We start from the raw sequence: 25,880 nt of genomic DNA on the forward strand, positions 1-25,880 counted from the left end.
GTTCCGTTCGATAGCCGGATTGGTGCATCGCAGTTCCGGGCGCCTGACATGAGCAAATACGTCGACCAACTCCCGCTGGCAAGCCCAGCCGAGATGACCGACCTCTACGAGCTGAGCTTCGGCGAGATCCTCGACGTGCTCGAGTCGCTGGGCAATGCCTTGGACTTCGAGTCGAACGCCCACCTGCAGGAGGCCTACGAAGCCTCACTGATCGCCAACGTGTTGCCCGCGGAAATGCTGAGGAATAGCTATCTCGTACTGCGGCAACTATTTTCGCGGGACAATGTCACCGAGATCGCCGAGACCCAGGTGGGATTGTCCTACCTCAACGGGTGGGTACCCCAGACGCTGCGCGACGGCCGCCAACTGCGGGTGCGCGCTTTCGGGTCCCGCACCCTTCACATCCCGGCAGGCAACGGCGGCCTGGTCTCCGCCGTGACGATCCTGCGCTCGGTCATCACCCGATCCGATGCCATCATCAAGGCGCCGTCCAACGACCCCCTGACCGCGATTGCGATCGCCCGCACGCTGGCCGATGTGGCACCGGATCACCCGATCACCAGGCATCTGACGGCCGGTTACTGGAAGGGTGGCGATCTGGCCGTCGAGGAAGCTTTGTACCAACCCCACCACATCGAGAAGATCGTGGCCTGGGGCGGCCTGGCATCGGTCAAACATGTGACCCGTTACATCCAACCTGGATTGGAGCTCATCGCGCTGGACCCCAAGCGCAGCGCGACCATCATCGGTCGCGAGGCGTTCGACGACGACCCCACGATGCGGGAGGTGGCCCGCCGGGCCGCGACCGACATCGGTGTGGCGAACCAGGAGGGTTGTGCCAACGCCCGGGTTATCTACGTGCTCAGCGGAACCGACTCCGCGGGTCTCGCCAACGCCAATCGGCTCGGCGAACTCATCTACCAGGAACTGTTGTCGCTGCCCGCGATCGTGAGCACCCCACCGCTGTACCCCGACCGTGAGCTCATCGACCACGTCGAGGCCTCGCGAATGACCGAGGACTTCTATCGCGTCATCGGTGGCGAGCGGCGCGAGGGCGCCATCGTCGTCTCCCAGATGGATGAGCCTGTGGACTATTCGACGATGCTGTCCGGCCGGGTCGCCAACATCGTGCCGGTGGACGACATCGACAAGGTGACCGCCGCGGTCAACAGCTACACGCAGACGATCGGCATCTATCCCGAATCCCTGAAGCGCCGATTGCGCAACACGCTGCCGTTGTTCGGCGCCCAGCGAATGACCAGCCTGGGCTACGCGTGCAACGTCGCTGTCGCCGCGCCGCAGGATGCCATCGAACCGATCCGCCGCATGTGTAAGTGGATTGTCGACGAGGAATGCGATCCCGGCGTCGTCACCCCACTGTGGGAACTCGCGCAGGCATGACCAGGCGCCTGACCGCCATGGGCGTCGTCGAGGGAATCGACCTGTCCGGCAAGACGTGTGTGATCACGGGCGCGTCGTCGGGGCTGGGCCGCGAGTCGGCCCGGGCGCTGGCCGCCGCCGGCGCTCACGTCGTCCTGGCAGCGCGCGACACCGACGCGCTCAGGCAAACGGCCAAGTGGGTGTCTGCAGAGGTGCCGGGAGCGCGCACCTCGACGGTACATCTCGACCTTACGTCGCTGGCGAGCGTTCGCACGGCCGCAACGACCATCCAAGAGATCAGCCCGGTGATCGACGTCTTGATGAACAACGCCGGCGTCATGTTCACCCCATTCGGCCGCACCCGCGACGGCTTCGAATTGCAGTTCGGGACAAATCATTTGGGCCACTTCGAACTCACCCGGCTCCTCGTCCAACCGCTGACCGCCGCCGGCGGCGCCCGGGTGGTGATCCTGTCGTCCGGCGGACACGTCATGGGTGACGTGGACTTTGGCGACCCCAATTGGGAGCGCCGCGAATACGACAAGTTCGCGGCCTACGGCGCGTCCAAGACGGCGAACATCCTGCACGCGCTCGACGCCGATCGACGCCTGCGCGAATTCGGAATCCGCGCCTACGCCGTCCATCCGGGAACGGTGGCGACCTCGCTGGCGCGGTACATGTCGCGTTCGGATTTTTCACGGTTACGCGAATACGCCGCAGCGAGCACCGCAGCGCACGGCGAACCAACCGATGGCTACCTCGAGTTCACCACCCCCGACCATGGTGCGGCCACCCAGGTGTGGGCGGCGGTCAGCCCCGAACTGAATGGCAGGGGTGGGCTGTACCTCCTGGATTGCGGAGTCAGCGAAGCGGTCGCCCCCTACGCATGTGATGAGCGCAGGGCCGCGCAGTTGTGGGCGCTCTCCGAGACATTGTGCGCGGCGCGATGAACAGGACCGAACGGCGCAAGCGTGAAGTGCGCGAGAAGATCCTCACTGCTGCCTTTGATCTCTTTCTGGACCAGGGGGTTTCAGCCACCAAGATCGAGGAGATCTGCCAGCGCGCCGACGTCGCCAACCGGACGTTCTTCAACCACTTCTCGACCCGGCAGGACATGATCCGGGCGCTGGCGGAGCGCAGACTGGTCAATCTGCACGACGTCGTCTTCGGTCGCGCCGATGAAGCGGTGCCGGCGCGGCTGGTCGGCGTGTTCGACGACATCGCCGCCGCGCTGGCCGAATCGGGCGACACCTACAGAGAGATGATCGGTGAGATGCTGGCAATCAGCGGCTACGGCATCCAGCGAGGATCCCACCTGCATGACACTTTCGTCGAGCTGGTCAAAGACGGGGTCGCTCGCGGCGAAGTCAGCACACGACACGACGCGGAGACCCTCGCCGACATCGCCGTCGGGGCGTTGTCCGGCGGCATCCTCAACTGGACGCTCGATCCGGGCTATTCGCTGGAAACCAACCTGCACCGACTCGGCGCCGCGCTCGCCGACCTGTTGGCGGTCTAAGGCTCCGGCAGCGCCGCCCAGTCGTCCGACACCCGCGCGGTGAACCGCGGCGGGCGCCGCTCGAGGAACGCCGCGACCCCTTCGCGGGCGTCGGCGCCGCCCATCACCCGTTGGTGCAGTTGGGTTTCCAGCGACGCGACCTGCCGCGGCGTGTAGCTCTTGATCGCGCTGTCCCAGAGCAGCCGCTTGCACAGCGCCGCCGACATCGGCGCGACGTTGGCCGCGATGTCACTGGCCATCATCACCGCGTGGTCCAGCACCTGCTCGGCGGACGTTGCGCGACTGGCAATTCCGAGCGCCACCGCCTCGGCGCCGCCGAATGTCCTTCCGGTGAGCAGGATGTCGGCTGCCACCCCAAGGGTGGTCAGCTGCGCCAGCGTCCAATGCGCCATGCAGTCCGGAAGCACCCCGCGGCGCACCTGCACCACACCGTATTTCGCTTCGTCGGCGACGATGCGGATGTCGGCCTGCAACGCAATGGTCAGCCCGATCCCGATAGCGTGGCCGTTGACGGCGGCGATCACCGGTTTGCGAAGCTCGAAGGCGGCCGGGGTGATGGGCGATGCCGAGAAGGTGCTCGGCTCGTCGGGAGCCTCGAACGGACTTGTGTCGGCGGAGAAGTCGGCCCCGGCGCAGAAGGCCCGGCCCGCCCCGGTCACCACGATGACGCGGACGTCGTCGTCCTCGTCGCAGTCCCGGTAGGCCCTGCTCAGCAAGGCACCCATCTCCGCGGTGTAGGCGTTGAGGCGATCGGGGCGGTTGAGCGTGATCACCGCCACCCCCTGGTCGACGTCGACGGTCACTTCGGCGCTCACGGGCGGGCCGGGATCCGGTGCAGGGCGGCGACCAGGTCGGCGACGTCGGCGCTGCGCGGCCGGTAACCGGGGAAGTAGCAGCACACCTCGGCGGCGTGCTCGCCGAAGCGTGCGCCGATCTGCTCAGCGCATTTCTCGGGGCTGCCCACGATCCCGATCCGGGCCACCATCTCGTCGGTGATCAGCCGGCGCATCGCGGCGAAGGCGCCCTGCTTGGACAGTGCGTTCAGTTCGGGCTGGGCGCCGGCCCACCCCTCGACCTCGAGCACGGGCAGATAGGCCGGGGTGGACCCGTAGAACGCGATCAGCGACGCCACCCCGTTCACGGCCGCCGTGAGGTCCGCGTCGTCACGGCCGACGGCGACCATGGCCTGCGCGACGATGGGGAAACTCTCGCTCGTCCGCTTTGCGCGGCGCAGGCCCTCATGCACCGCCGGGATGGTGCGCTCGGCGAAATGGCGAGAACTGTTGAACGGCATCACCAGTAACCCGTCGGCCGCCTCGGCGGCCGTGCGGGTCATGATCGGCCCGAGCGCTCCGAGGAACACCGGCGGTGGGCCGAACGGGTTGGGGCCGGGGTTGAAGTTGGGCGCCATGATCGTGTGGGTGAAGAACTCGCCGCGAAAGTCCAAGCGGCTCTGGCCTTCCCATGCGGCGAAGATCGCCTTGATCGCGGCGACGGTCTCGGCCATCTTCGCCGCGGGCCTCTCCCACGTGCTGCCGTACCGCTTTTCGATGTGGGCCTTGATCTGGGAGCCCAGGCCCAGCCGGAACCGGCCGCCGCTGTAGAGCTGCAGGTCGTAGGCGGCGTGCGCCAGGTGCAGCGGGCTGCGCGGCGCGGCAATCGCCACGTTGGTCATCAGCTGCAGCCCGGTCGCCCCGGCGGCGATCAGCAACGGGAAGAACACGTCGTGCTGGCCCTCGAAGGTGAACAGTCCGTCGGCGCCGGTGGAGGCGACGTCGCGGGCGCTCGCCGCCGCCTCGGTCGGTGAGCCGTCGATCTGCAGATGCACCTTCATTCGGAGAGCTGGAACTCCACCATCTCGGCGAGGGTTTCCACGGCCTCGCTCAGTGCGGCCAGCCGCTCGGCGGCCGACGGCGCCTCGAGCACCGCGTAGCGGTCGGCCGCGCCGATCGGGAGGCGAGACGCCAAGGCGAACAGGCGTTGTCCCGCGCTCGCGTCGGGCGCGAGCTCGTCGTGGCCGAGCAGCACGTCACGGTCCGGCAGCACTGCGTCGCGGGCTTCGGCGATCCTCTCGAACAGGGCCACGATCCGGTCCTCCAGGTCCACCAGCTGGGCGCCCGTCACGGGATCGCCCGGCTCGTCGGGCCACAGCGTCACGGTGGCCCGCGGGTAGGGATCGTCAGGCAGCCATTCGCGCACGCGGATCCGTTCGCCCGCTCGGCAGCGCAACGAGTACCGGCCCGCGCCGTGATCGACGCATTCCTCGATCCTGACCACTACGCCGGTGTCGCAGCGCGCATCGCCGCCGCCGACCTCGCGGCCGCGGGAGATGAGCACCACGCCGAACGGGTCGCCACTGTCGAGGCAGTCCCGGACCAGCGCGCCGTAGCGGGGCTCGAAGATCCGCAACGGCAAGTCGACGTCGGGCAGCAGCGCGGACTCCAGCGGAAACATCGGCAAGCAGGTGAGTTCGAGATCGGCCATCAGAATTCCAGCTCAGCCACCAGTTCGTCGACGACCGCGCGCAGATCGCCGTCATGTTCCTCGGCAACCCTACGCTGGCGTTGGTAGGAGGCGCCCTTCCGGGGGATGTCGGCCACCGCGGCCAGTTCGTCGACACAGTCCAGCGATTTCGCGACCGGTTCCAGCTGGGTCAGCACGTCGTCGAGGTCCTCGGTCACCAGCCGCTCGTTGCTGTCCGCGTCCAGGATGATGACGGCGTCGAGGCCGTACCTCGCTGCGCGCCACTTGTTCTCCTGAACGTGCCAGGGCGGCATGTCGGGCAGCGTCTCACCGGCGTCCAGCCGGTGGTCCAGGTCGACGATCAGGCAGTGGGTCAGCGCGACCAGCGCGCCCAGCTCACGCAGATTGGACACCCCGTCGCAGATGCGCACCTCGAGGGTGCCCAGGTGCGGCGAAGGCCTGATGTCCCAGCGGATTTCGTTCATATGATCGATGATGCCGGTCTTCTTCTGGTCGTAGACGAAGCCTTCGAACTCCGCCCAGGTCTGGAACTGGAACGGCAGCCCGGCGGTGGGTAGCTGCTGGAACATCATCGCGCGGTTGCTGGCGTATCCGGTGTCTTCGCCGCCCCACCACGGCGAGGAGGCCGAGAGCGCCAGCATGTGGGGGTAGTACCTCAGCAACGACGACATGATGGGCATCACCTTGTTCGCCGACGAGATGCCCACGTGCACGTGCACCCCCCAGATCAGCATTTGCCTGCCCCACCACTGCGTGCGTTTGATCAGTTCGGCGTAGCGGGGGGCATCGGTGAGTTTCTGGGTGGACCAGCGGGCGAACGGGTGCGTGCCGGCGGAGAAGAGCTCCATGCCTCGGTCGCGCACAATCCGGCGCGCCGGGCCCAGAGTCTCGCGCAGGTCGTCCATCGCCTGCCCCGCGCTGTCGCAAACGCCGCTGACCACCTCGACCGTGTTGCGCAGCAACTCCTGGTGCACGCGCGGGTTTTCGCCGATCTCGGCGATGACGGCGGCGGCCTCGTTGCTGAGGTCCCGGGTCTTCGCGTCGACCAGGGCGAACTCCCACTCCACGCCGATGGTCGGCCGCGGTGAGGGGGCGAAATCGATGTGCGCCCTTTTCCTGTTGTCTTGCGCCACTAGCCCGAACCGATTACACCGCACGCGACGCGCTTGCCGACGTCTGCGTTGTTCATCCCCATGCCGGCCATGCCGCCGGCACCCTCGGCGCCGGCGTGGATGATGATGGCGGTCTTCTCGCCGGTGAGCAGGTCGTCCATGCCGAATGCGTCCGTGGTCGTCACCAGCATCCCCGCCCCGCCCTTGCGCACGGCGAGCGCGGGCAGGTCGCCGCTGGCGGGTTCGGAGTTATGCCCCGGCGCCTGGAAGTGTCCGCCGGCGGACAGGAAGTCCCCCGGAGCGCCGCCGGCCGGGTCGACCGAGTTGGGCTCGCACTTACCGACCTTGTGGACGTGGACGTCGTGGAGGCCCGGCGCGAGCATATTGTTCGCGGTCGTCTCGATGGTGATGGTGGCATAGCCGTTGTTGAAGGCGAACTGCGCGGTCGCCACCTCGGTGCCGTCGGGCGCCTTGAGGTGCGTGGCGATGATCGACGAATCCCCGGGCGCGGCTTGCGCCTTCGCCATTTGCGACGGCGCGGGCGACCCGGTCCAGATGGGCGGCGGGGTGCCCTGTGTGGTCGCGGCGTGCTGGGGTGACGAACAGGCCGTCGCCAGCGCGGCACCAACCAGTGCGGACAGGGCGACGGCGGCGACGGCGGCGTTGCGGGAACCGGGAAGCTTGGGCATAGCCGAAGCCTAGCCCGGTGACGAAGCGCGCCGATACGGCGCGCGCAGGAGGCGGGCCATCCTGACCAGCCCGGTGACGAAGCGCGCCGATACGGCGCGCGGGGTCAGCCGGTGACGAGAACGATCACGCCCGGCGGCTGGCTGGTGAGCTCCGGGCTTCGCGGTTCGACGGGGGCTCCGAGCTTCTGGCCCACCGCGTCGGCGGTGGCGTGCTCGCCGTCGGCGTCGGTGTAATACACCGTGGTCGTCGTCACGTCGGACACCGCCAGGTTCCCGACGTCGGTGACCTTGAATCCCGCCGAGGTGAGTTCGTCCTTGGTGCGCGCGGCGACGCCCTCTTTGGCGGAGATGTTGTAGACCCGCACCTCGGCGTCGTTGGCGGAGGGCTTGCCGGTGGGCGAGGGCGACGGCGAGCTGGTGGTGCTCGTGGTGCTCGACATCGCCGAGGCCGAGTCGTCGTCGGAGTTGCCCGACGAGCCCAGGGCCTGCCATCCGAGCAGCAGGAAGATGACGCCCAAAAACAACAGCACCATCACCATGGCCCGCAGCGGAAGGCCGGTGGAGTCGGGGACTCGCTCTTTCATCGAGCCCACTTTAGCCAGTTAGGTGACCTCGAAGCCGAGGCGCCGTGCCGCTCGCGCCTTCTGGCGGCTCGCACGCAGCCGTCGCAGCCGCTTCACCAGCATGGGGTCGGCGGCCAACGCCTCGGGCCGGTCCACGAGAGCGTTGAGCACCTGGTAGTAGCGCGTCGCCGACATCGAGAACAGCTCTTTGATGGCCTCTTCCTTTACTCCGGCGTACTTCCACCATTGACGTTCGAACGCGAGGATGTCGTGTTCGCGGCGGGTGAGCCCATCTGCAACTTCAGAATCGTCCCCCGATCGATTTGCCCGCGCCATAGCGCTGTCCATATCGCTTCCCCTGGACCCTTCCGGCGGATATCCGAACTGCTCTGATGACTTACCCATGGCCGTGTTTCGGCGATCATTGAACCACGCCCTTAACCCTCAAGTCGTGATCCAGACCCGCGCGTCGGGCGATTCGCGCCATTGCCGCCCCGGATGGCCGATCTGCCGCGCGGCCGGGTGCGGTAGCTTAGCCGACCATGGCAGTCGTACCGATCCGCATCGTGGGAGATCCCGTGTTGCACACGCCGACGCAGCCGGTGCAGGTCGCGGCCGACGGATCGCTGCCCGCGGAACTGCCCGAGCTGATCGCCACGATGTACGAAACCATGGACGCCGCGCACGGGGTCGGCCTGGCCGCGAACCAGATCGGCTACGGGATACGGCTGTTCGTCTACGACTGCGCGGAGGACCGGGGCGTCGCCGCCCGGCGGCGCGGCGTGGTCATCAACCCGGTCCTGGAAACCTCCGAGGTGCCCGAGACCATGCCGGACCCGACCCTCGACGACGAGGGCTGTCTGTCCGTTCCGGGTGAGTCGTTCCCCACCGGCCGCGCGAAGTGGGCGCGGGTAACCGGACTCGACGCCGACGGCGCCCCGGTTTCCATCGAGGGCACCGGCCTGTTCGCGCGGATGCTGCAGCACGAGACCGGACACCTCGATGGCTTCCTGTACCTGGACCGCCTCATCGGCCGCTACGCCCGCAGCGCCAAACGTGCGGTCAAGTCCAACGGGTGGGGCGTGCCCGGTCTGTCGTGGCTGCCGGGCGAGGACCCGGACCCGTTCGGTCACTGATGATCTCGTGGCCGGCCCTGGGCACACGGGTGACGGTTCGCTACCGCCGCCCGGCCGGGTCGGTTCCGCCGCTGACCGATGCGGTGGGACACCTGCTGGCCGTCGACCCCGTGGTGCGCGTGCGGACGAAGAGCGGCGTGGTCGTGGAGTGTGGGCCCGACGACGTCGTCGCACTGCGGGCGCTGACCGACGCGCCGGTCCGTACCGCCGAGATCCGTTCGCTCGAGCATGCGGCCGCCGCCGCGCATCCCGGCGTCGAGCAGATGTGGGTGGACGGCTGGCTGCTGCGGGCGGGCGGGGCGGGTTTGGCAACGAATTCTGCTGTACCGCTTGATGTTTCGGCCGGATTGGGCGCTCTGCCTGCTATTGTCGACTGGTACGGGCGGCAAGGCCTTCCGCCCCGGCTGGCTGTTCCGGACCGCCTGCTGCGACTGCCGCATCCGTCCGTCGAGCGCACGGAACGAGTGCTGGTGCGCGCCATCTCGGCCGTGGGCCACCCCGACCCGTCCGTCACGCTGTCGCCGCCCTCCGTCGAATCCGGCCTGATCGACGGCCAGGTGATGTTCGCGAACGGCCCGGGCGGGGCGGTGGCCCGCGCGGCGCTGACCCGGGGCCCCGAGGGCACGGCGTGGGTCGGCCTGTCGGCGGTGCGGGCTTCCGACGAGGCGGCCGCCGCGCGGGCGTGCGAAGCTTTGCTGGCCTGGGGCGCGAGCCGCGGCGCGACGCGCGGCTATCTGGTCGCCGACGACGGGCGCGAGACCGCCCCGGCGGCTGCACTCGGTTTCCGGCTGCACCACCGTCGTCGCTACGTCCTGGCCGATACCGTCTAGCCATGCCCCACGACCCGGCCGATGACGGCCCCCCTGGCGATGGCGGCGACCCGGGGCACCGATTGCGTCTGGCCACCTGGAACGTCAACTCGATTCGCAGCCGCCTGCCGCGCGTCCTCGACTGGCTGGCCCGAGCCGACGTGGACGTGCTGGCCATGCAGGAGACGAAGTGCTCCGACAGCCAATTCCCCACGCTGCCGTTCTTCGAGCTCGGCTACGAGGTCGCCCACGTCGGATTCAACCAGTGGAACGGCGTGGCCGTCGCCTCCCGGGTGGGTCTCGACGACGTGCAGGTCGGCTTCACCGGCCAGCCCACCTGGAGCCCTAAACCGGACATCGCGGCCGTCGCGGAGGCCCGCGCGCTGGGCGCCACCTGCGGCGGCATCCGCGTCTGGAGCCTCTACGTGCCCAACGGCCGCGCCCTGGGCGACCCCCACTACACCTACAAGCTGAAGTGGCTTGCCGCGTTGCGCGATACGGCCGCCGGCTGGTTGCGCGAGGACCCCGCCGCGCAGATCGCGCTGGCCGGCGACTGGAACATCGCGCCGAGCGACGACGACGTCTGGAGCACCGATTTCTACGCCGGCTCCACCCATGTCTCGGAGCCGGAGCGGGCTGCATTCGGCGCCGTCGTCGACGCCCAATTCGCCGATGTCGTCCGGCCGTTCGCGCCCGGCCCGGGCGTATACACCTACTGGGACTACACCCAGCTGCGGTTCCCGAAGGCGCAAGGGATGCGCATCGACTTCATCCTGGCCTCGCCCGCGCTGGCGTCCCGCGTGACGGCGGCGCAGATCGTGCGCGACGAGCGCAAGGGGAAGGCGGCCAGCGATCACGCGCCGGTGCTCATCGACGTCCGCCGCGACCACCCCGCAGGTTGAGCCCCAAATCCGACTCCGCTTCGCGTTGTCAGGGTGGTGCTGACGTGGCAGGCTTTGCTTTGTTGGACGCGGAAATTAATTTTCTCCGGCTGTTAACTTCGCGTTCAGCGGGTACACAGCACCGCGCGGCGATGCGCGCTGCGGCAGAGCCAGGGAGTGATCATGAGTGTCATCGGCGGAGCGTTCCGGGGGGCGGGTCAAGCGGTGAATCGCGCCGCGACTGCGACAACCGCGGCCGCAGGCGCCGTCGGTGGCGCGGCGGTGAATGGTCTTGTCGGCGGCGTCACGGGCGCCGCGGAGGGCGTGAAGCGCGGCATCAGCAGCGGCAGTCACTCGGCGCCGGCGGCGGCCCTGGCCTTCGGCGCGATCGGCGCCGCCGGACTGGTCGAGTGGCCGGTGCTGCTCGCGGTCGGCGGGGGCGCCCTGTTGTTGCAGAGGCTCAGCCGCAAACCGGAACCGTCCGCGCCGGCGGCCAAGGCGAATCTCAAGCCGGTTCCCGCCGAGCCGGCGGCCGTCGGGGCCGCGCCCCGGAAAGCCGCGAGTAAGCCGCCCGCGAAGAAGGCGGCCGGGCGCAGGGCAGGTGCCGCCGGGTTGCGCAGCACCAACTGACGAGGACTTGCCGAACACTTTTGAACATTGCCACATCCATTCGACGCTCCGCGCCGCTGCGCGCCGTCGAGACGGGCCTCAATATCGCCGTCATTCCCGTGCGCGAGGGCGCCCGGGCACTCACGGGGAATTACGCGTACCAGAGGACGCCGCGCCGGCGCTGTTGGCGCGGCGACGACCGCGCCTGGATCGAGGTCAGAGGCCTCGATCGCGAGCACGGCCGCGATCTGGGGCGCAGCGTGCTCGACGCCGTCCGCGCCCACCCCGGCGTCGCGTCGGCCGGCCTGAACTACGCGCTGTCGCGCGTCGTGGTCACCGTCGAGGGCCCCGGCACGTCACTGCGCGAACTCTGCGACATCGTCGATAGCGCCGAAAAAAGTTGCGGCGCAACCAAATTAAAGCCCGCCGAGCGCCCGGCAAGCCTGCCCGGCGACGGTCTGGTGCTGGCGGCCCGGGCCGCGACGGTGGCCGTCGACGCGGCGGGCCTGACCGTCGCGCTGACCGGCCGCGCGTTGCGCTTGCCGCGCGCGCCCATCGCCGTGCTGGCCGGCGTGGTGGCGGTCGACTATCAGCCGTGGCTGCGGGGTGTACTCGAGAGCCGCATCGGCCGGCCCGCGACGGACACCGCCATGGCGTTCGCCCTCGCGGCGGCCGAAACGGTGACGCAATCGCCGGCGTCGCTGTCGGTGGGCCTACTGATCCAGTCGCTGAAGGCCGCCGAAAGCCGCGCGGCGGCGCGGGCCTGGCGCACCCACGAGCCGGAGTTGGCGCGCCGCGCCGACCAACCGCAGGCCGACGCGCTACCGCCGAGGCTGCCGCGGGGCCGGCCGCGCGAGCACCACGCGGGACGCTTCGCCCTGTTCTCGGCGCTGAGCGCAGGGGTGGTGGGAGCCACCACCCGAAACCTCAACACGGCCGCCACGGCGTTGCTGGTGACCACCCCCGCGGCAAACCGCACCACCGTGGAGGCCTTCGCCGCGAAACTCGGGCAGGGGCTGGCCGATCGGCACGGGGTGCTGTCGCTGCGGCCCGACGCGCTGCGCCGACTGGACCGCATCGACGCGATCGTGATCGACCCCCGGGTGTTGTGCACCGACACGGTGCGGGTGGCCCGCATTCGCGGCGCAGACGACGCCGAGCTGGCCGCCGCGTGGACCCGCGCGCAGCTGGCGCTGGACGGGGACGGCGCCGCGCCCGGCTGGCATCGGGTGCCAGCAAAAGCGGTCGGCCGGCCGAGCGCCAAGATCGAGGCGCTCTACCGCTTCGCGCACCACCCGCTGGCGTCGGCCGTGGTCGCCGAGGCCCACCGCGCCGGATCCGAACTGGTCTCCGTCGATGCCGAGTCGCTGGGCGAGTTGCGACCGGCCTTCGACGACATCAGGCCTCTCGACGGCGGGTCCATCGACGACGCCCTGGCCCGCACCGTGACGGACCTGCAGGGCGCCGGCCGCACCGTCGTGGTGCTTTCTTCGGTTGCCGCACAGGCCATTTGGTCTGCAGACGTAGCACTGGGTGTGATGCCGCGGTCCGGGGCGGACGCGCCGCCCTGGAACGCCGACCTGCTGCTGCCCGACCTGGCCGCCGCATGGCGGGTGCTGCATGCGCTGCCCGCGGCCCGGGCCGCCGCGCAGCGCGGCGTGGCGATCTCAGCCGGTGCCACCGCAATGGGTTCGCTGCTGATGATCCCCGGCGTCCGCGGCATCGGGCGCGGACCGGTGACCACCGGTGCCGCGGCGGGAGCGTTGTCGGGATATCTGTTGGCGCACGGCATCATCGGCGCCGACTCCCCCCGACCGGCCGCCGCCCAGGAGTGGCACGCGATGTCGGTCGAGCAGGCCCGCCGGGCTCTGCCGTCTTCGGATCAGCCTCCGGACGGCGATCCGGGCCAACTCGCCCTGGCCGCGATCGGCGCCCCCACAGCCGGATCCGCCGGTCACGGGTTCTGGCAGTTCGTCAAGGCCGTGCGGGCCGAGTTGACCGACCCGCTGACGCCCGTGCTGGCGCTCGGCTCGGCGGCCAGCGCGGTGCTCGGTTCGCCCGTCGACGCGGTGTTGGTCTTCTCGGTGCTCGCCGGCAACTCCATGCTCGCCGCCAGCCAGCGCTTGCGTGCCGAGAACCGGCTCAATGTTCTTCTGGCGCAGCAGATCCCGCCGGCCAGGAAGGTGGCGATCGGACCGGGCGGCGAACGCTCCTACACCGACGCCATCGCGGCCCAACTGCAGCCCGGCGACCTGATCGAGGTGCGCACCCATGAGGTGGTGCCCGCAGATGCCCGCATCGTCGAGGAGGTCGACCTCGAGGTCGACGAGTCGACGCTGACCGGCGAGTCGCTGTCGGTGGAGAAGCAGGTCGACGCCACGCCGGGCGCCGACCTCGCCGAGCGCCGCTGCATGCTCTACGCCGGAACCACCGTGGTAGCCGGCACCGCGCTCGCGCTGGTGACGGCGGTGGGCGCCGACACCCAGGAACGGCGCGCCGCCGAGTTGGTGTCCGCGGACACGGCGTCCGACGTCGGCCTGCAGCATCAGCTCAGCCAGCTGACCAACCGCGCGTTCCCGGTCAGCATGACCGGGGGCGCGCTGGTCGGCGCGCTGGGGCTGTTGCGGCGCACCCCTTTACGCGAGGCGGTCGCCAGCGGCATCGCCATCGCCGTCGCCGCGGTCCCGGAGGGCATGCCGCTGGTCGCGACGCTGGCGCAGGCGGCGTCGGCGCGTCGCCTGACGAAGTTCGGCGCGCTGGTGCGTGTTCCGCGTTCGGTGGAGGCGCTCGGCCGCATCGACGTCGTCTGCTTCGACAAGACCGGAACCCTCAGCCAGAACCGGCTGCGAGTGGCGGAGGTCCGTCCCGCGGCGGACCACTCGCGTGAGGAGGTGTTGCGCTGCGCGGCCCACGCCGCCCCGCCGACCAACGGCAACCCCCACATCCACGCCACCGACGCCGCCATCGTCGAGGCGGCCGCATCGGTCAACGGCGCGCACTCGGCGGCGCCCGTCGCTCACCTGCCTTTCCGCTCCGGCCGGTCCTTCTCCGCGTCGGCGACTGGTGACGAGCTGACCGTCAAGGGCGCGCCCGAGGTGGTGCTGGCGGCGTGCGGCGAGGCGCGCTCCGCCGCGGAACAGACGGTGGCGGACATGGCCGCCGGCGGGCTGCGGGTGATCGCGGTGGCCCAGCGGCGGCTGACGCCGCAACAGGCCCGGGCGGTCCGGGATAACCCGGACGACATCGCCGGCTTCTGCGGCAGCGGGCTGACGCTCACCGGCTTCCTCGGCCTGTCGGACACCCCGCGGCCCGAGGCGCTGGGCCTGCTGGCGGATCTGCGGCAGCAGGGTGTCGGCGTCAAGCTGATCACCGGCGACCACCCCATCACGGCGCTGGCCATCGCCACCGAGCTCGGCCTGCCGGTGACGGCCGACCAGGTGATCAGCGGCGTCGAGTGGGACGCGCTGTCGCGCAAGGACCAGGAGCGCGTCGTCACCGAGCGGGTGATCTTCGCCCGGATGACCCCGGAGAACAAGGTCCAGGTCGTCCAGACCCTTGAAAGCGCCGGTGTGCGGACCGCGATGGTGGGCGACGGAGCCAACGACGCCGCCGCCATCCGGGCCGCCACCGTCGGCATCGGCGTGGTGGCCGGCGGCAGCGACCCGGCGCACATGGCGGCCGACGTGGTGCTCGTCGACGCGCGCATCGAGGCGTTGATACCCGCGATCCTGGAGGGCCGCCAGCTCTGGCAGCGGGTGCAGGCGGCCGTGGCGGTGCTGCTGGGCGGCAACACCGGCGAGGTGCTGTTCGCCATCGTCGGCAGCGCGATCACCGGAACCTCGCCGCTGAACACCCGCCAGCTGCTGTTGGTGAACATGATGACCGACGCGCTGCCGGCCGCGGCCCTGGCGGTCAGCAAGCCCAGCGGCCCGGTCGACCCGGGAATCCGGGGTCCCGATCAACCCGCGTTGTGGCGCGCGGTCGCCATCCGCGGAGTCACCACAGCCGGCGCGACGACGGCGGCCTGGCTGATGGCGAGCGTGACCGGGCGCCCGCAGCGCGCGTCCACCGTGGCGCTCATCGCCCTGGTGGGCGCCGAACTGGGCCAGACGCTGTTGGACTCGCACGCCCCGCTGGTGGTGCTCACTGCGGCCGGTTCGCTCGCGGTGATGGGGACGCTGATCAGCATCCCCGTGGTCAGCCAGTTGCTCGGCTGTACCCCGCTGGGGCCGGTCGGCTGGGCACAGGCTCTGGGGGCAGCCGGCGCGGCGACTGTGGGGATCGGTGTCCTGAACCGCGTTGCGGAGGGGTTGAGCAGTTCGGACACGCGACCACAGCCGGCCGCGGCGCCTTCGGACGGCGAGGCTGCCGAACGTCCACAACCCCGACGCGCCACAACAGCGCATAGAGTTCAACTAACGGCACGCGAAGCACCGAAGCGATCGACGAAACCAGCGGATCGGCATTCTCGGTCGTCGACATAACTCCGACGGTGGCCGCGCCACCCGGCGAGTCGGCAAATCCTCCGTTACTGAAAGGCAAATGATGGCGGAAAAGAAGTCGCGCAGGGGGACGCCGCAGCGAGACGCGGTACAGAAGATCCGCGAGGGCGAGACCTTCGTGGTGAACCTGCCGGTGCTGGGTCAGGTGGAGATTCCGCGGCCGGAGCAGCTGGCGTATTTCGGCGGCCTGGCCGCCCTGGCGGCGTTCGAGCTGATCGACTGGCCGGTGGCCGTGGTGATCGCCGCCGGTCATTTCCTGGCGAGCAACCACCACAACAAGATTCTCGAGGAACTCGGCGACGCGATGGAAGAGGCCTGAGCGCCCGACGGGGAGCGATTGGGCCGAGCCGTCAGAGCGGCGCCGAGCTGGCCGACACCGCGCGGTCGAACTGCAGCGTCACGCGGGTGCCCTTGGGGGTGCGGACGGTGTCGACGCGGTCGGCCAGGCCACCGATCAGCGTGAGCCCGCGTCCCCGCCGCCGGCTGCGCAGGCTGGCCGACGAATCCCCCACCCATCGACCCGAGTCGCTGACGGTGATCGCCACAGTTTCCCGACGCAGGAACGCCTCCACGGACACGGTTTTGCGGGGCTCGCTGCCGCTGCCATGCTCGATCGCGTTGGTCACCGCTTCCCCGGTCGCCAGCAGAATGTCCAGCTCGCGGTCCTCGGTCACTTCGATGCTGTTGAGCCAGGACCGCAGTTGGCCGCGCGCGACCGGGATCTGAGCCGGCGCGGCCGGCAACACGGAGGCGAAGCTGCGCGCAGCCGCGTGGGCCGGACGCAGCGCCAAAACCACCACGTCGTCGCGATAGCCGGCCGGCGGAGTCATGCGGGAGAGTAGCTGCGTGCACACGGACTCGACGGCGAGGTCGGCGCAGTCGGCCGCCGCGGATTTGAGCCGGCCGAAGCCGTCGTCGAGGCTCTCGCCGGCTCGCTCGATGAGGCCGTCGGTATAGAGCAGGATCAGGCTTCCCGGTCCGAGCTCCGCGGTCGCGGTCGCCTCCGGAGACTCGTTCGGGGAGTCCATCTCCCGCACGGCCACCGGGGGGCGGCGACCGGCCTCGAGGAACTCCGGTTGGCCCTCGGCGGAGAGCACCAACGGATAGGGATGGCCGGCGCAGCTGTAGCGCACGGCGGCGCGGCCGGTCTCGCGGTCTGCCTCGACCAGTGCGTAGGCCACCGTCGCGCAGCGCGCGCCCGCGACGCTGACCGCATACCGGTCCAGGGCGCCCAGCACCGCCGCCGGTTCGGCCGCGGTCAGCGCCGAGGCGGCCACCGCGGCGCGCAGCCTGCTCATCACGATCGCGGCGGTCAGGCCGTGTCCGACAACGTCGCCGACCGAGATGCCCAGCCTGGCCGAACGGTCCAGCGGGGTGATCGAATACCAGTCGCCGCCGACCCGCATCGTTTCCCCGGCCGGCTGGTACACCGCCGCGACGACCGCGGCGGTCGAGCTGTGGTCCAGGTCGAGCAGGTGTTCCTGGAAGTCGATGGCGATGCGATGTTCGCGCGCCATGACGCGGACCCGTTCCAGGGCCGAGGACGTCAGTTCGGCCATCCGGCTGAAGGTGTCGAGTTCGGCTGCGTCGAACTGGCGCGGCTCTGGCCACAGGAACGTGACCACACCCATCACGCGGCCCGAGTGATCCCGCATCGGGTGGGCAACGCAGGCACGGACACTGGCGGCGGTGTCCCGGACCGCGTGCTCGTAGCGCGCGGGCAGTTCGAAGGTGTCGGGGATGACCATGGGTTGGCCGCTGCTCACGACGTCGACTCCCACCAGCGGGGAGTCGAGCGCGGCCACGTGGTAGCGGTCGCGCAGCTCCGCGGGAACCATGCCGGCGTATTCGAACCGCACGTGGTGCTCCCCGTCGAGAACCCCGATGGAGACCGCCGCGGCATCGCTGGTACCGAAGGGCGAGGCGAGCAGAGCGTCCATGATCCCGGCGATGGAGTCGGTGGCCTGCAACGCGGAGTCGAGTGCAACGAGGTCGGAGGTGAGCCGCGCGTGCGCCTCGCGTCGCTGGCGGTCGCGTTCGCGGCCCACCGCGGACAGCCTCGACCGCACCCGGTCGATCAGGTCCTGCGAACGGAACGGCTTCGGTAGATAGTCGTCGGCGCCGCCGGCGAAGCCCTCGGTGACGGCCTCCGCGCCGGCGCGCGCCGACAGCATGAGGACCGGAATGGCCGCGAGCGCCGGATCGGCGCGGATGGCGGCGACGAATTCGAAGCCGTCCAGGCCCGGCATCATGACGTCGGTCACGATCGCGTCCGGGCGCCGGTCACGCGCCGCGGCCAGCGCCGACTTACCGTCGCCGACGAGCATCGTCTCGAAATGAGTCGACAACACCCGGTCGAGATGGGCCCGCATGTCGGCGTTGTCGTCGGCGATCAGCACCAGCCGGCGCTCCCCGGCGGGATCGGCAGTCTCATCGGCGGGTTTCGTGACGGGCGTCAGCCACTGACGCGCCTCGGCCAGATACGGGTTGGTCTCGTCCAACGGCCCCCCGGGTGACTGACCCACCGCCACGCCCGCCGTAGACCGCGGCAGCCGAATGGTCACCGTCGTCCCGTGGTCCACTTCGCTGTCGATCTCCACCGTCCCGCGGTGCAGCTCCACCAACCCGCGCACCAGCGAAAGGCCGATCCCGGTTCCCTCCACGCTGCGACCCCGCGCGTTGTCCGCTCGGTAGAAGCGATCGAACAGACGATCCAGGTCGTCGGCGCGGATGCCCACTCCGGTGTCGCGCACAACCACGACGCAGTTTGTGACGTCCGCGCGCACCTGGACTGAAATCGAGCCCCGCAGAGTGTATTTCACCGCGTTGGAGAGCAGGTTGAGAATGATCGTCTCCCACATTCCCAGGTCGACTTCGGCCAGAGCGGGGGCGCAGTCCACGTTGAGTGTCAGTCCGCCACGTTGACAAAGCTCGGTGAACGACGACGCGATGTGCGCGGTGAAGGCACCGACGTCGGTGCAGACCAATCTGGCGCCGGCCCGCCCGGCCTCGATGCGGGAGAAGTCCAGCAGCGAGTCGACCAGGCGCTGCAGGCGCCGCGCATTGCGTCCCGCGGTGCTCAATTGTTCGGCCAGAAGGGATTCCGGCGGCGCCTCGGCAAGCGCGTCATCGAGCGGACCGAGCAGCAGGGTCAGTGGTGTCCGAAACTCGTGGCTCACGTTGGTCAAAAAAGCCGTCTTCGCCCGGTCCAGCTCGGCGAGCGCATCGGCGCGCTGCCGCTCCCGTTCGTAGGAGACGATCGAGGCGAACGACGAGGACACCTGGTCGGTCAGCAATTGGCAGAAGCCGCGGTACTGGTCGTCCAGCGGGCGTCGCGGACTCGTCCCCACCACCAGTGCGCCGGCGGTCGAGGCCTCGCCCAGCGGCAACACCAACGCCTGTTGCGGGCAGTCGGCCCCGAGGATCGTCTCGATTCCCGGTATGGCCGCCGCCACGTTCTCGATCAGGCGCACCTGCGCCCGGGACCGCGACGCCGAGTCCCAGCCGGTCAACCGCGCCAGGTCCTGCGGCAGCAGCGCCCGCACCGACGGCGTCGCGCCGCGCAGCGCGATGGCTCCCGTCTCGGGGTCGCCGACGTAGACGGCGACGAAGGGCAGGTCGGCGGGCTGACCGGCGCACACCGTGACGGCCACCTCGACCGCGTCGTCGATGCTGCGCGCGCCCATCAACGCGGCGGCGACGGCGTTGAGCAGGTGCAGGCGGCGCTCGCTGAGCACCCGTTGGGTGGTCTCATAGGACGGGCAGAAGATGCCGTACGGCCGGCCACCTGCGTCGATCAACGGGCTGTAGGTGAACGAGAAGAACCGTTCCTCGCGACGGCCGGCGGTGACCATCGGGAGCATGAGGTCGCGCGACCACGTCGCCTCGCCGGTGGTGATGACCCCGGCGAGCATCGGGCCGATCGAATCCCAGATGTCCCACCACACGTCTCGGCCGGGCTGACCCAGTGCGGCGGGGTGTTTGTCACCGAGGATCTCGATGTATGCCTCGTTGTAGACCACGAACAGGTCCTGCGGGCCCAGCCACAGCGCGAGCGGGAACCGCGACGTCAGGGTCGTGGCGACCGCCGACCGGACCTCGCGTGCCCAGTCGCGCGGCGAACCCAGCGGGTGCGCGGCCCAGTCGAATTCGGCAAATCGCCGACCCATTTCGCCGCCCAGAGTCACTGCGGCCGCCAAATCGGCCGGCAGCGCCACGGTCATCGCTGCGGCTTACGTCGCAGCGCGTCGGGCAGGGTCGGATAGATGTCGAGGATGCGGTCCAGCTCTGTCACCTGGATCGGTCTAAGCACCTGGTCGTGGTCCGCCACCAGAGCTACCGAAGTGCCGGCCTCCTTGGCCTCCTCGTGGCAGTCCAGCACCGCGTTCAGCGCGGCGCTGCCGAAGAAGGTCACCGGTTGCAGGTCGATCACCACCAGGCGCGCCGGGTGCGCCGCGGCCTGCTGCAGGGCGCCGGCGAGGCGGGAGGCGAGCTCCTCGACGGTGCTGGAGTCGATCTCACCCTTCGCACGGACGACGACGGCGTCCTCGCGCGCCTCGTCTTCGACTACCAACAATGCCGTCGCCTTTCGCCCGGATACGCGGCACGCGCGTGACTCCCGTCTTCGAAGATTAACCCGTGTTCGACCTGCGGCGTTCGCGTATCAGGCCGGTTACCCGGCGGGCTCGGCGATTACCCATCGGTCTGCGGGGGAATCCTGTCGTGCACTGTAAGCAGCAGGTGGTCGAACTGGCTTTGCTGCGCCGCGACCGGAGCCTTCAGTGTGGCGATCTCGTCCAGCAGTTGTTTGGCCAACGATCGCACCTTGACGTTGGTCACCTGGGAGCGCCACTGCAGCACGCCGAAGGCCTGCTCTGCGCTGACCCGGTAGACGTACATCAGCACGCCCTTGGCCTGCTCGATGGCCGCGCGGTTCTCGAAGAGGTCGGGCAGCGCCGCGTCGAGCACCTCCTGCCGCGCCGCGTCGAAGGTGCTGGTGAGGTCGATGTAGTAACCGGCGGTGCCCACCACCGCACCCGTCTCGTCATGCATGCGATCGGCCACCACGATCGCGTCGTGCACCCTACCCGCGGTGTCGATGAGGCGGTGGCGGCTCGAGAAGGACTCCTCGGCGTGCAAGGCGCGGTCGAGCAGTTCCTGGACGTGCGCGCGGTCGTCGGGATGCTTGTGGGAGAGCAGCAGTTTCGTGGTCGGCTCGACCGAGCCGGGTTCGTATCCGTGCATCCTGGCCACCTCGTCGGACCACTCCCACCGCTGCCCCACGAACCAGAAGCGGAAGGCGCCGATGTTCAGGTAAGGGGCGACCGCATCGGCCGGGCCGTTCGCCTCCACATTGCTTGTCCCGGTTATCCCGGTTGTCCCGGCACCCGGCTGACTTCGCTGCTGCACGTCTGCATTTTTCCATCGGGAGTGTGCCCCGGGCCACCCACAAGGCCCGGCCCGCATGCCGCGCTTGCGGGGTGGGGGTAACGTCGCGTCCGGACACATCCACCAATACGCGGGAGCGCACGCCGAGTGCGCTGAGAGGACGGCTCGGGGCCGTCGACCGTAAGAACCTGACCGGGTAATGCCGGCGTAGGGAGATGAAAATGACCGTGACAGTCGAACCATCGGTGACCACCGGACCCATCGCCGGCAGTGCGAAGGCCTATCGCGAGGTGGCGGAGCCCGGCGGCGGGGCGGCGCTCCGGGTCCCGTTCCGGCGCGTGAACCTGTCCAACGGGGAGCACTTCGACGTGTACGACACCTCGGGGCCCTATACCGATCCCGACGCCTCGATCGACCTGTCGCGCGGGCTGCCGGCCAGATCCGGGTTGGTCCGCGACCGCGGCACCCAGCTGCAGCGCGCCCGGGCCGGGGAGATTACTGCGGAGATGGCGTTCATCGCCGCCCGCGAGGGGATGGCCGCCGAACTGGTGCGCGACGAGGTCGCCCGTGGCCGCGCCGTGATCCCGGCCAACCACAATCATCCCGAGATCGAGCCGATGATCATCGGCAAGGCGTTCGCGACCAAGGTCAACGCGAACATCGGCAACTCGGCGGTGACGTCGTCGATCGCCGAGGAGGTCGACAAGATGGTGTGGGCCACCCGTTGGGGCGCCGACACGATCATGGACCTGTCCACCGGCAAGAACATCCACGAGACCCGCGAGTGGATTCTGCGTAACTCTCCGGTGCCCGTCGGCACGGTGCCCATCTACCAGGCGCTGGAGAAGGTGAACGGTGATCCCACCGAGCTGACGTGGGAGATCTACCGCGACACCGTCATCGAGCAGTGCGAGCAGGGCGTGGATTACATGACCGTGCACGCGGGCGTGTTGTTGCGCTACGTCCCGCTGACCGCCAAGCGAGTCACCGGCATCGTCAGCCGCGGCGGCTCGATCATGGCGGCGTGGTGCCTGGCGCACCACACGGAGTCGTTCCTGTACACCAACTTCGCCGAGCTCTGCGAGATCTTCGCCCGCTACGATGTCACGTTCTCCCTCGGGGACGGCTTGCGGCCGGGTTCGATCGCCGACGCCAACGACGCGGCGCAGTTCGCGGAGCTGCGCACGCTGGGTGAGTTGACCAGAATCGCCAAATCCCATGGTGTACAGGTGATGATCGAGGGTCCCGGACACGTTCCGATGCACAAGATCGTCGAGAACGTGCGCCTGGAAGAGGAGTGGTGCGAGGAGGCCCCGTTCTACACGCTGGGCCCGCTGGCCACCGACATCGCGCCGGGCTACGACCACATCACCTCGGCGATCGGCGCGGCCATCATCGCCCAGGCCGGGACCGCGATGTTGTGCTACGTGACCCCCAAGGAGCACCTGGGCCTGCCGGACCGCAAGGATGTCAAGGACGGGGTGATCGCCTACAAGATCGCCGCGCACGCAGGCGATCTGGCGAAAGGCCACCCACACGCGCAGGAGCGCGACGACGCGCTGAGCAGGGCCAGATTCGAGTTCCGGTGGCACGACCAGTTCGCGCTCTCGCTGGATCCCGACACCGCGCGCGACTTCCACGACGAGACGCTGCCCGCCGAACCCGCCAAGACCGCGCACTTCTGCTCGATGTGCGGGCCCAAGTTCTGCTCGATGCGGATCACCGCCGACGTCCGCGCGTACGCGGCCGAGCACGGTCTCGACAGCGAGGAGGCGATCGAGGCGGCGCTGCAGCAGGGCATGGCGGACAAGTCGGCCGAGTTCGCCGAGCACGGCAACCGGGTGTATCTGCCGATCAACCAGCGGTGATCGCCAGCGCGGCGGAGCCGGGCGCAGCGGGTCACCGCTCATCCGAACCAGCGGTGATCGCCAGCGCGGCGGAGCCGGGCGCAGCGGGTCACCGCTCATCCGAACCAGTCGCCTATCTGCCACTGCCGCCGCCGGGGACCACTCCCCTGCGGGTGCTGTCCATCGCCGGATCGGACTCGGGCGGCGGGGCGGGCATTCAGGCCGACATGCGCACCATGGCGCTGCTGGGCGTGCATGCCTGCGTCGCGGTCACCGCGGTCACCGTGCAGAACACGCTGGGAGTCAAGAGTTTTCACGAAGTCCCCGACGACGTGGTCGCCGACCAGATCGAAGCGGTGGTCAGCGACATCGGCATCCAGGCCGCCAAGACCGGGATGCTGGCGTCCTCCGCCATCATCGGCGCGGTCGCGACCACCTGGCGGCGGCTGGGGTTGACGGCTCCGCTCGTCGTCGACCCGGTCTGCGCTTCCATGCACGGCGACCCTCTGCTTGCGCCGTCGGCGCTGAATAGCCTTCGCGATCAACTGTTTCCCTTGGCCACGCTGGTGACGCCCAACCTCGACGAGGTGCGACTGCTGGTGGGCATCGACGTCGTCGACGTCGCCTCGCAGCGCGCCGCGGCCGAGGCGCTCCATGCGCTGGGTCCGCAGTGGGTCCTGGTCAAGGGCGGGCACCTGCGGTCATCCGGGCGCAGCCGCGACCTACTCTACGACGGCGCAGACTTTCACGAGTTCGACGCGCAGCGGATGGCCACGGGCAACGATCATGGCGGCGGCGACACCCTGGCGGCCGCGATCGCCTGTGCGCTGGCACACGGGCTGGCCGTTCCCGACGCGGTCGGCTTCGGGAAGCGGTGGGTCACTGAGAGCCTGCGCGCGTCCTATCCGCTCGGCGGCGGTCACGGCCCGGTATCCCCTCTGTTCAGGCTGTCATGAGTGACCTCCCGAGCCTGGACCAGATCGCCGGCGTGGCGCATGAACCGCAGGGATCGGCGTCGGGCGTCGTGGTGCTTACCCATGGGGCCGGCGGCAACCGGGATTCGCTTTTGCTACAACAGGTTTGCGACGAGTGGTCCCGCCGCGGCTGGCTCGCGGTGCGCTACAACCTGCCCTACCGCCGGCGCCGGCCCACCGGTCCGCCGTCCGGTTCGGCCGCCACCGACCGCGCCGGGATCGTCGAGGCGATCATGTTGTGCCGCGGCCTCGCCGACGGCCCACTGATCGCGGGCGGGCACTCCTACGGCGGCCGGCAGACGTCGATGGTGGTGGCCGGACGCGAAGCCGACGTCGACCTGTTGTCGCTGTTCTCCTACCCGGTGCACCCACCGGGCAAGCCGGAACGCGCCCGCACCGAGCACCTGCCCGGCATCAGGGTGCCGACGGTGTTCACCCACGGGACCTCGGATCCGTTCGGCACTCCCGCCGAGCTCAACGAGGCCGCAGCACTGGTCTCCGGCACGACCGCCGTGGTGGAGATCGCCGGTGCGCGGCACGATCTGCGGTCGAAAACCCTGAACGTGGCCGCGCTGGCGGTAGACGCCGCCCTGCAACTATTGGGCCGAATTTAGTCAGCTTAGACTGGACAGTTTGGACTGGCTAGTTTAGCCTGGCGGTGTGGACGGCATCGACGAGTCAGCGGCCGCGGCGGCCCGCGACCTGCGGGTGCTGGTCGGCCGGCTGCGACGCCGGTTGAGGGGTCTCGCCACTGACGAAGATCTGACACCCTCCCAGACCGCGGTGCTCATCAGGCTCTGGAAGGAGGGCGCCTCATCGGCGAGCGTCCTGGCCGGAGCCGAGCAGGTGCGTCCACAGTCGATGGCCACGATAGTGGCCGCCCTCGAGCAGCGGGGGCTTGTCGTGCGTGAGCCCGACCCGAGAGACGGCCGACGACAACTGATCTCGTTGACCGCGGCGGGCCGGCAACGCGCTGAGAGCAACCGGCAGGTCCGCGAGGAGTGGCTGGTGCGCGCCATCCACGAGCGGTATTCCGAACGCGAACGCCGCGTCATCATCAAGGCGTTGGCACTGCTCGAGCGCTTGACCGAATGACGAAAGGGGCTTGACGGCAATGGAATTAGCTGTGCACTTCATCGACTTCCTGCCGGGCGATCCGGCGATACTGGGGCCGACACTTGCCGACGCTGCCAAGGCAGCCGAAGAGGGCGGCGCGACGCTGTTCACCCTGGCCGACCACTTCTTCCAGATGGAGAACGTGGGACGCGCCGAAGACCCGTTCCTGGAAGGCTACACATCGCTGGGCTTTCTGGCCGGACAGACGACGACCATCGACCTGGCCTTGCTGGTCACCGGGGTCACGTATCGGTATCCCGGGGTGCTGGCCAAGGTCGTCACCACGCTGGACGTGCTGTCGCAGGGCCGGTCGATGCTGGGGCTAGGCGCGGCGTGGTACGAACGAGAACACACCGCCCTGGGCATCGCGTATCCGCCGCTGCGCGACCGCTTCGAGATGCTCGAGGAGACGTTGCAGATCTGCCGGCAGATGTGGAGCGACGACGACGGGCCGTATCACGGCAAGCACTACCGGTTGGCCGAGACTATCTGTGCGCCGCAACCGATTCGGCGTCCGCCGATTCTGATCGGTGGCGACGGCGAGCGCAAGACGCTGCGGCTGGTCGCGCAGTACGCCGACGTGTGGAACAGCACGACGTCCGACGTCGACGAGCTGGCCCACAAGGTCGACGTTCTGCACCGTCACTGCGAAGCGGTCGGTAGGAATTCCGCAGAGATCCGCAAGACGGTCGCCTATCCCGTCAATCCCTTCGACGACGTGGACGGGTACCTGAAGACCGCCGAGCGGTACGCGCAGCTGGGCGTGGACATGGTGAATACGGGGCCGTTGCCCGGAAACCCGGACCCCGTCGGGTTCATCCGGCGCCTCGGCGACGAGCTGGCTCCCCGGCTCGCCGAAATAGGTTGAGTG

At 69.5% G+C, this 25,880-nt stretch carries 24 protein-coding genes, 1 pseudogene and 1 riboswitch; of the genes and pseudogenes, 14 read left to right on the forward strand and 11 right to left on the reverse strand.

The window, feature by feature from the left end; all coding sequences use genetic code 11:
- Window positions 1–48: 48 nt before the first annotated feature.
- Genes G6N48_RS16570 through G6N48_RS16580 form a run of 3 tightly spaced genes read left to right on the forward strand, consistent with a single transcriptional unit; the run spans window position 49 to window position 2,899 of the window.
- Entirely contained in the window at window positions 49–1,401 is a 1,353-nt protein-coding gene (locus G6N48_RS16570; protein ID WP_308205285.1) for an acyl-CoA reductase, read from the forward strand.
- Window positions 1,398–2,330 (forward strand): SDR family NAD(P)-dependent oxidoreductase, encoded by a 933-nt coding sequence (locus G6N48_RS16575; protein WP_085271745.1) that lies wholly within the window; start codon window positions 1,398–1,400, stop codon window positions 2,328–2,330. The genes G6N48_RS16570 and G6N48_RS16575 overlap by 4 nt, the downstream gene beginning before the upstream one ends.
- Window positions 2,315–2,899 (forward strand): TetR/AcrR family transcriptional regulator, encoded by a 585-nt coding sequence (locus tag G6N48_RS16580; RefSeq protein ID WP_232066640.1) that lies wholly within the window; start codon window positions 2,315–2,317, stop codon window positions 2,897–2,899. The genes G6N48_RS16575 and G6N48_RS16580 overlap by 16 nt, the downstream gene beginning before the upstream one ends.
- On the opposite strand, the gene G6N48_RS16585 is transcribed toward G6N48_RS16580, so the two are convergent.
- The 7 genes from G6N48_RS16585 to G6N48_RS16615 form a co-directional block, all read right to left on the reverse strand.
- Window positions 2,896–3,714, reverse strand: coding sequence for an enoyl-CoA hydratase-related protein (locus G6N48_RS16585; RefSeq protein WP_085271744.1), 819 nt, complete (start codon window positions 3,712–3,714; stop codon window positions 2,896–2,898). The genes G6N48_RS16580 and G6N48_RS16585 overlap by 4 nt on opposite strands.
- A complete protein-coding gene (locus G6N48_RS16590) occupies window positions 3,711–4,733 on the reverse strand; it encodes a TIGR03617 family F420-dependent LLM class oxidoreductase (RefSeq protein WP_085271743.1) in 1,023 nt (340 codons plus the stop codon). The genes G6N48_RS16585 and G6N48_RS16590 overlap by 4 nt, the downstream gene beginning before the upstream one ends.
- Window positions 4,730–5,383 carry an LON peptidase substrate-binding domain-containing protein gene (locus G6N48_RS16595; protein ID WP_139826013.1) on the reverse strand — a complete coding sequence of 218 codons (654 nt, stop codon included), beginning with the start codon at window positions 5,381–5,383 and terminating at the stop codon, window positions 4,730–4,732. Before G6N48_RS16595 ends, G6N48_RS16590 begins: the two co-directional genes overlap by 4 nt.
- Entirely contained in the window at window positions 5,383–6,516 is a 1,134-nt protein-coding gene (locus G6N48_RS16600) for a glutamate--cysteine ligase (RefSeq protein WP_085271741.1), read from the reverse strand. Before G6N48_RS16600 ends, G6N48_RS16595 begins: the two co-directional genes overlap by 1 nt.
- The gene (gene sodC / locus G6N48_RS16605; protein WP_085271740.1) at window positions 6,516–7,184 is read right to left on the reverse strand and encodes a superoxide dismutase[Cu-Zn]; all 669 of its coding nucleotides are present in this window, start codon (window positions 7,182–7,184) and stop codon (window positions 6,516–6,518) included. Before sodC ends, G6N48_RS16600 begins: the two co-directional genes overlap by 1 nt.
- Before the next feature lie 104 nt (window positions 7,185–7,288).
- Window positions 7,289–7,768 (reverse strand): LytR C-terminal domain-containing protein, encoded by a 480-nt coding sequence (locus G6N48_RS16610; RefSeq protein WP_085271739.1) that lies wholly within the window; start codon window positions 7,766–7,768, stop codon window positions 7,289–7,291.
- Window positions 7,769–7,786: 18 nt separating this feature from the next.
- Window positions 7,787–8,095 (reverse strand): DUF3263 domain-containing protein, encoded by a 309-nt coding sequence (locus G6N48_RS16615; RefSeq protein WP_085271738.1) that lies wholly within the window; start codon window positions 8,093–8,095, stop codon window positions 7,787–7,789.
- Window positions 8,096–8,289: 194 nt separating this feature from the next.
- Here G6N48_RS16615 and G6N48_RS16620 point away from each other — a divergent pair, with 194 nt between their 5' ends.
- The 5 genes from G6N48_RS16620 (at window position 8,290) to G6N48_RS16640 (ending at window position 15,666) form a co-directional block, all read left to right on the forward strand.
- On the forward strand, window positions 8,290–8,883 hold the full coding sequence (locus G6N48_RS16620; protein WP_085271737.1) for a peptide deformylase: 594 nt from the start codon (window positions 8,290–8,292) through the stop codon (window positions 8,881–8,883).
- On the forward strand, window positions 8,883–9,713 hold the full coding sequence (locus G6N48_RS16625) for a GNAT family N-acetyltransferase, cg3035/Rv0428c family (RefSeq protein ID WP_085271736.1): 831 nt from the start codon (window positions 8,883–8,885) through the stop codon (window positions 9,711–9,713). The genes G6N48_RS16620 and G6N48_RS16625 overlap by 1 nt, the downstream gene beginning before the upstream one ends.
- A 62-nt stretch (window positions 9,714–9,775) precedes the next feature.
- Window positions 9,776–10,594, forward strand: a complete 819-nt coding sequence (locus G6N48_RS16630; protein WP_085272047.1) for an exodeoxyribonuclease III — start codon at window positions 9,776–9,778, stop codon at window positions 10,592–10,594.
- 162 nt (window positions 10,595–10,756) lie between these two features.
- A complete protein-coding gene (locus G6N48_RS16635) occupies window positions 10,757–11,203 on the forward strand; it encodes a hypothetical protein (RefSeq protein ID WP_085272046.1) in 447 nt (148 codons plus the stop codon).
- Window positions 11,204–11,223: 20 nt separating this feature from the next.
- Window positions 11,224–15,666, forward strand: a complete 4,443-nt coding sequence (locus tag G6N48_RS16640; protein WP_085271735.1) for a cation-translocating P-type ATPase — start codon at window positions 11,224–11,226, stop codon at window positions 15,664–15,666.
- Here G6N48_RS16640 and G6N48_RS28960 read toward each other — a convergent pair.
- A pseudogene (locus G6N48_RS28960) lies at window positions 15,593–15,829 on the reverse strand (hypothetical protein); the annotation flags it as partial. The gene G6N48_RS16640 and the pseudogene G6N48_RS28960 overlap by 74 nt on opposite strands.
- Between G6N48_RS28960 and G6N48_RS16645 the strand changes: the two are divergent.
- Window positions 15,728–16,003 (forward strand): hypothetical protein, encoded by a 276-nt coding sequence (locus G6N48_RS16645; protein WP_139826011.1) that lies wholly within the window; start codon window positions 15,728–15,730, stop codon window positions 16,001–16,003. The pseudogene G6N48_RS28960 and the gene G6N48_RS16645 overlap by 102 nt on opposite strands.
- A 31-nt stretch (window positions 16,004–16,034) precedes the next feature.
- Here G6N48_RS16645 and G6N48_RS16650 read toward each other — a convergent pair whose 3' ends face one another.
- The 3 genes from G6N48_RS16650 to G6N48_RS16660 form a co-directional block, all read right to left on the reverse strand.
- Entirely contained in the window at window positions 16,035–19,907 is a 3,873-nt protein-coding gene (locus tag G6N48_RS16650) for an ATP-binding protein (RefSeq protein ID WP_085271733.1), read from the reverse strand.
- A complete protein-coding gene (locus G6N48_RS16655; protein ID WP_085271732.1) occupies window positions 19,904–20,260 on the reverse strand; it encodes an STAS domain-containing protein in 357 nt (118 codons plus the stop codon). The genes G6N48_RS16650 and G6N48_RS16655 overlap by 4 nt, the downstream gene beginning before the upstream one ends.
- Before the next feature lie 116 nt (window positions 20,261–20,376).
- Window positions 20,377–21,036 carry a PAS and ANTAR domain-containing protein gene (locus G6N48_RS16660; RefSeq protein ID WP_232066641.1) on the reverse strand — a complete coding sequence of 220 codons (660 nt, stop codon included), beginning with the start codon at window positions 21,034–21,036 and terminating at the stop codon, window positions 20,377–20,379.
- A gap of 156 nt (window positions 21,037–21,192) precedes the next feature.
- Window positions 21,193–21,303: riboswitch (TPP riboswitch) on the forward strand.
- On the opposite strand from G6N48_RS16660, the gene thiC reads away from it, so the two are divergent.
- From thiC to G6N48_RS16690, 5 genes are all read left to right on the forward strand, one after another.
- Window positions 21,294–22,940 carry a phosphomethylpyrimidine synthase ThiC gene (gene thiC / locus G6N48_RS16665; RefSeq protein ID WP_085272045.1) on the forward strand — a complete coding sequence of 549 codons (1,647 nt, stop codon included), beginning with the start codon at window positions 21,294–21,296 and terminating at the stop codon, window positions 22,938–22,940. It overlaps the preceding riboswitch by 10 nt.
- A 56-nt stretch (window positions 22,941–22,996) precedes the next feature.
- Window positions 22,997–23,875, forward strand: coding sequence for a bifunctional hydroxymethylpyrimidine kinase/phosphomethylpyrimidine kinase (gene thiD, locus G6N48_RS16675; protein ID WP_085272044.1), 879 nt, complete (start codon window positions 22,997–22,999; stop codon window positions 23,873–23,875).
- On the forward strand, window positions 23,872–24,507 hold the full coding sequence (locus G6N48_RS16680; RefSeq protein WP_085271730.1) for an alpha/beta hydrolase family protein: 636 nt from the start codon (window positions 23,872–23,874) through the stop codon (window positions 24,505–24,507). The genes thiD and G6N48_RS16680 overlap by 4 nt, the downstream gene beginning before the upstream one ends.
- Window positions 24,508–24,553: 46 nt before the next feature.
- On the forward strand, window positions 24,554–24,988 hold the full coding sequence (locus G6N48_RS16685; RefSeq protein WP_085271729.1) for a MarR family winged helix-turn-helix transcriptional regulator: 435 nt from the start codon (window positions 24,554–24,556) through the stop codon (window positions 24,986–24,988).
- A gap of 19 nt (window positions 24,989–25,007) precedes the next feature.
- A complete protein-coding gene (locus G6N48_RS16690; RefSeq protein ID WP_085271728.1) occupies window positions 25,008–25,877 on the forward strand; it encodes an LLM class F420-dependent oxidoreductase in 870 nt (289 codons plus the stop codon).
- Window positions 25,878–25,880 lie beyond the last annotated feature (3 nt).

Origin of the sequence: Mycobacterium parmense, from assembly GCF_010730575.1 — a bacterium.
In the GTDB taxonomy this organism is placed as follows: Bacteria; Actinomycetota; Actinomycetes; order Mycobacteriales; family Mycobacteriaceae; genus Mycobacterium; species Mycobacterium parmense.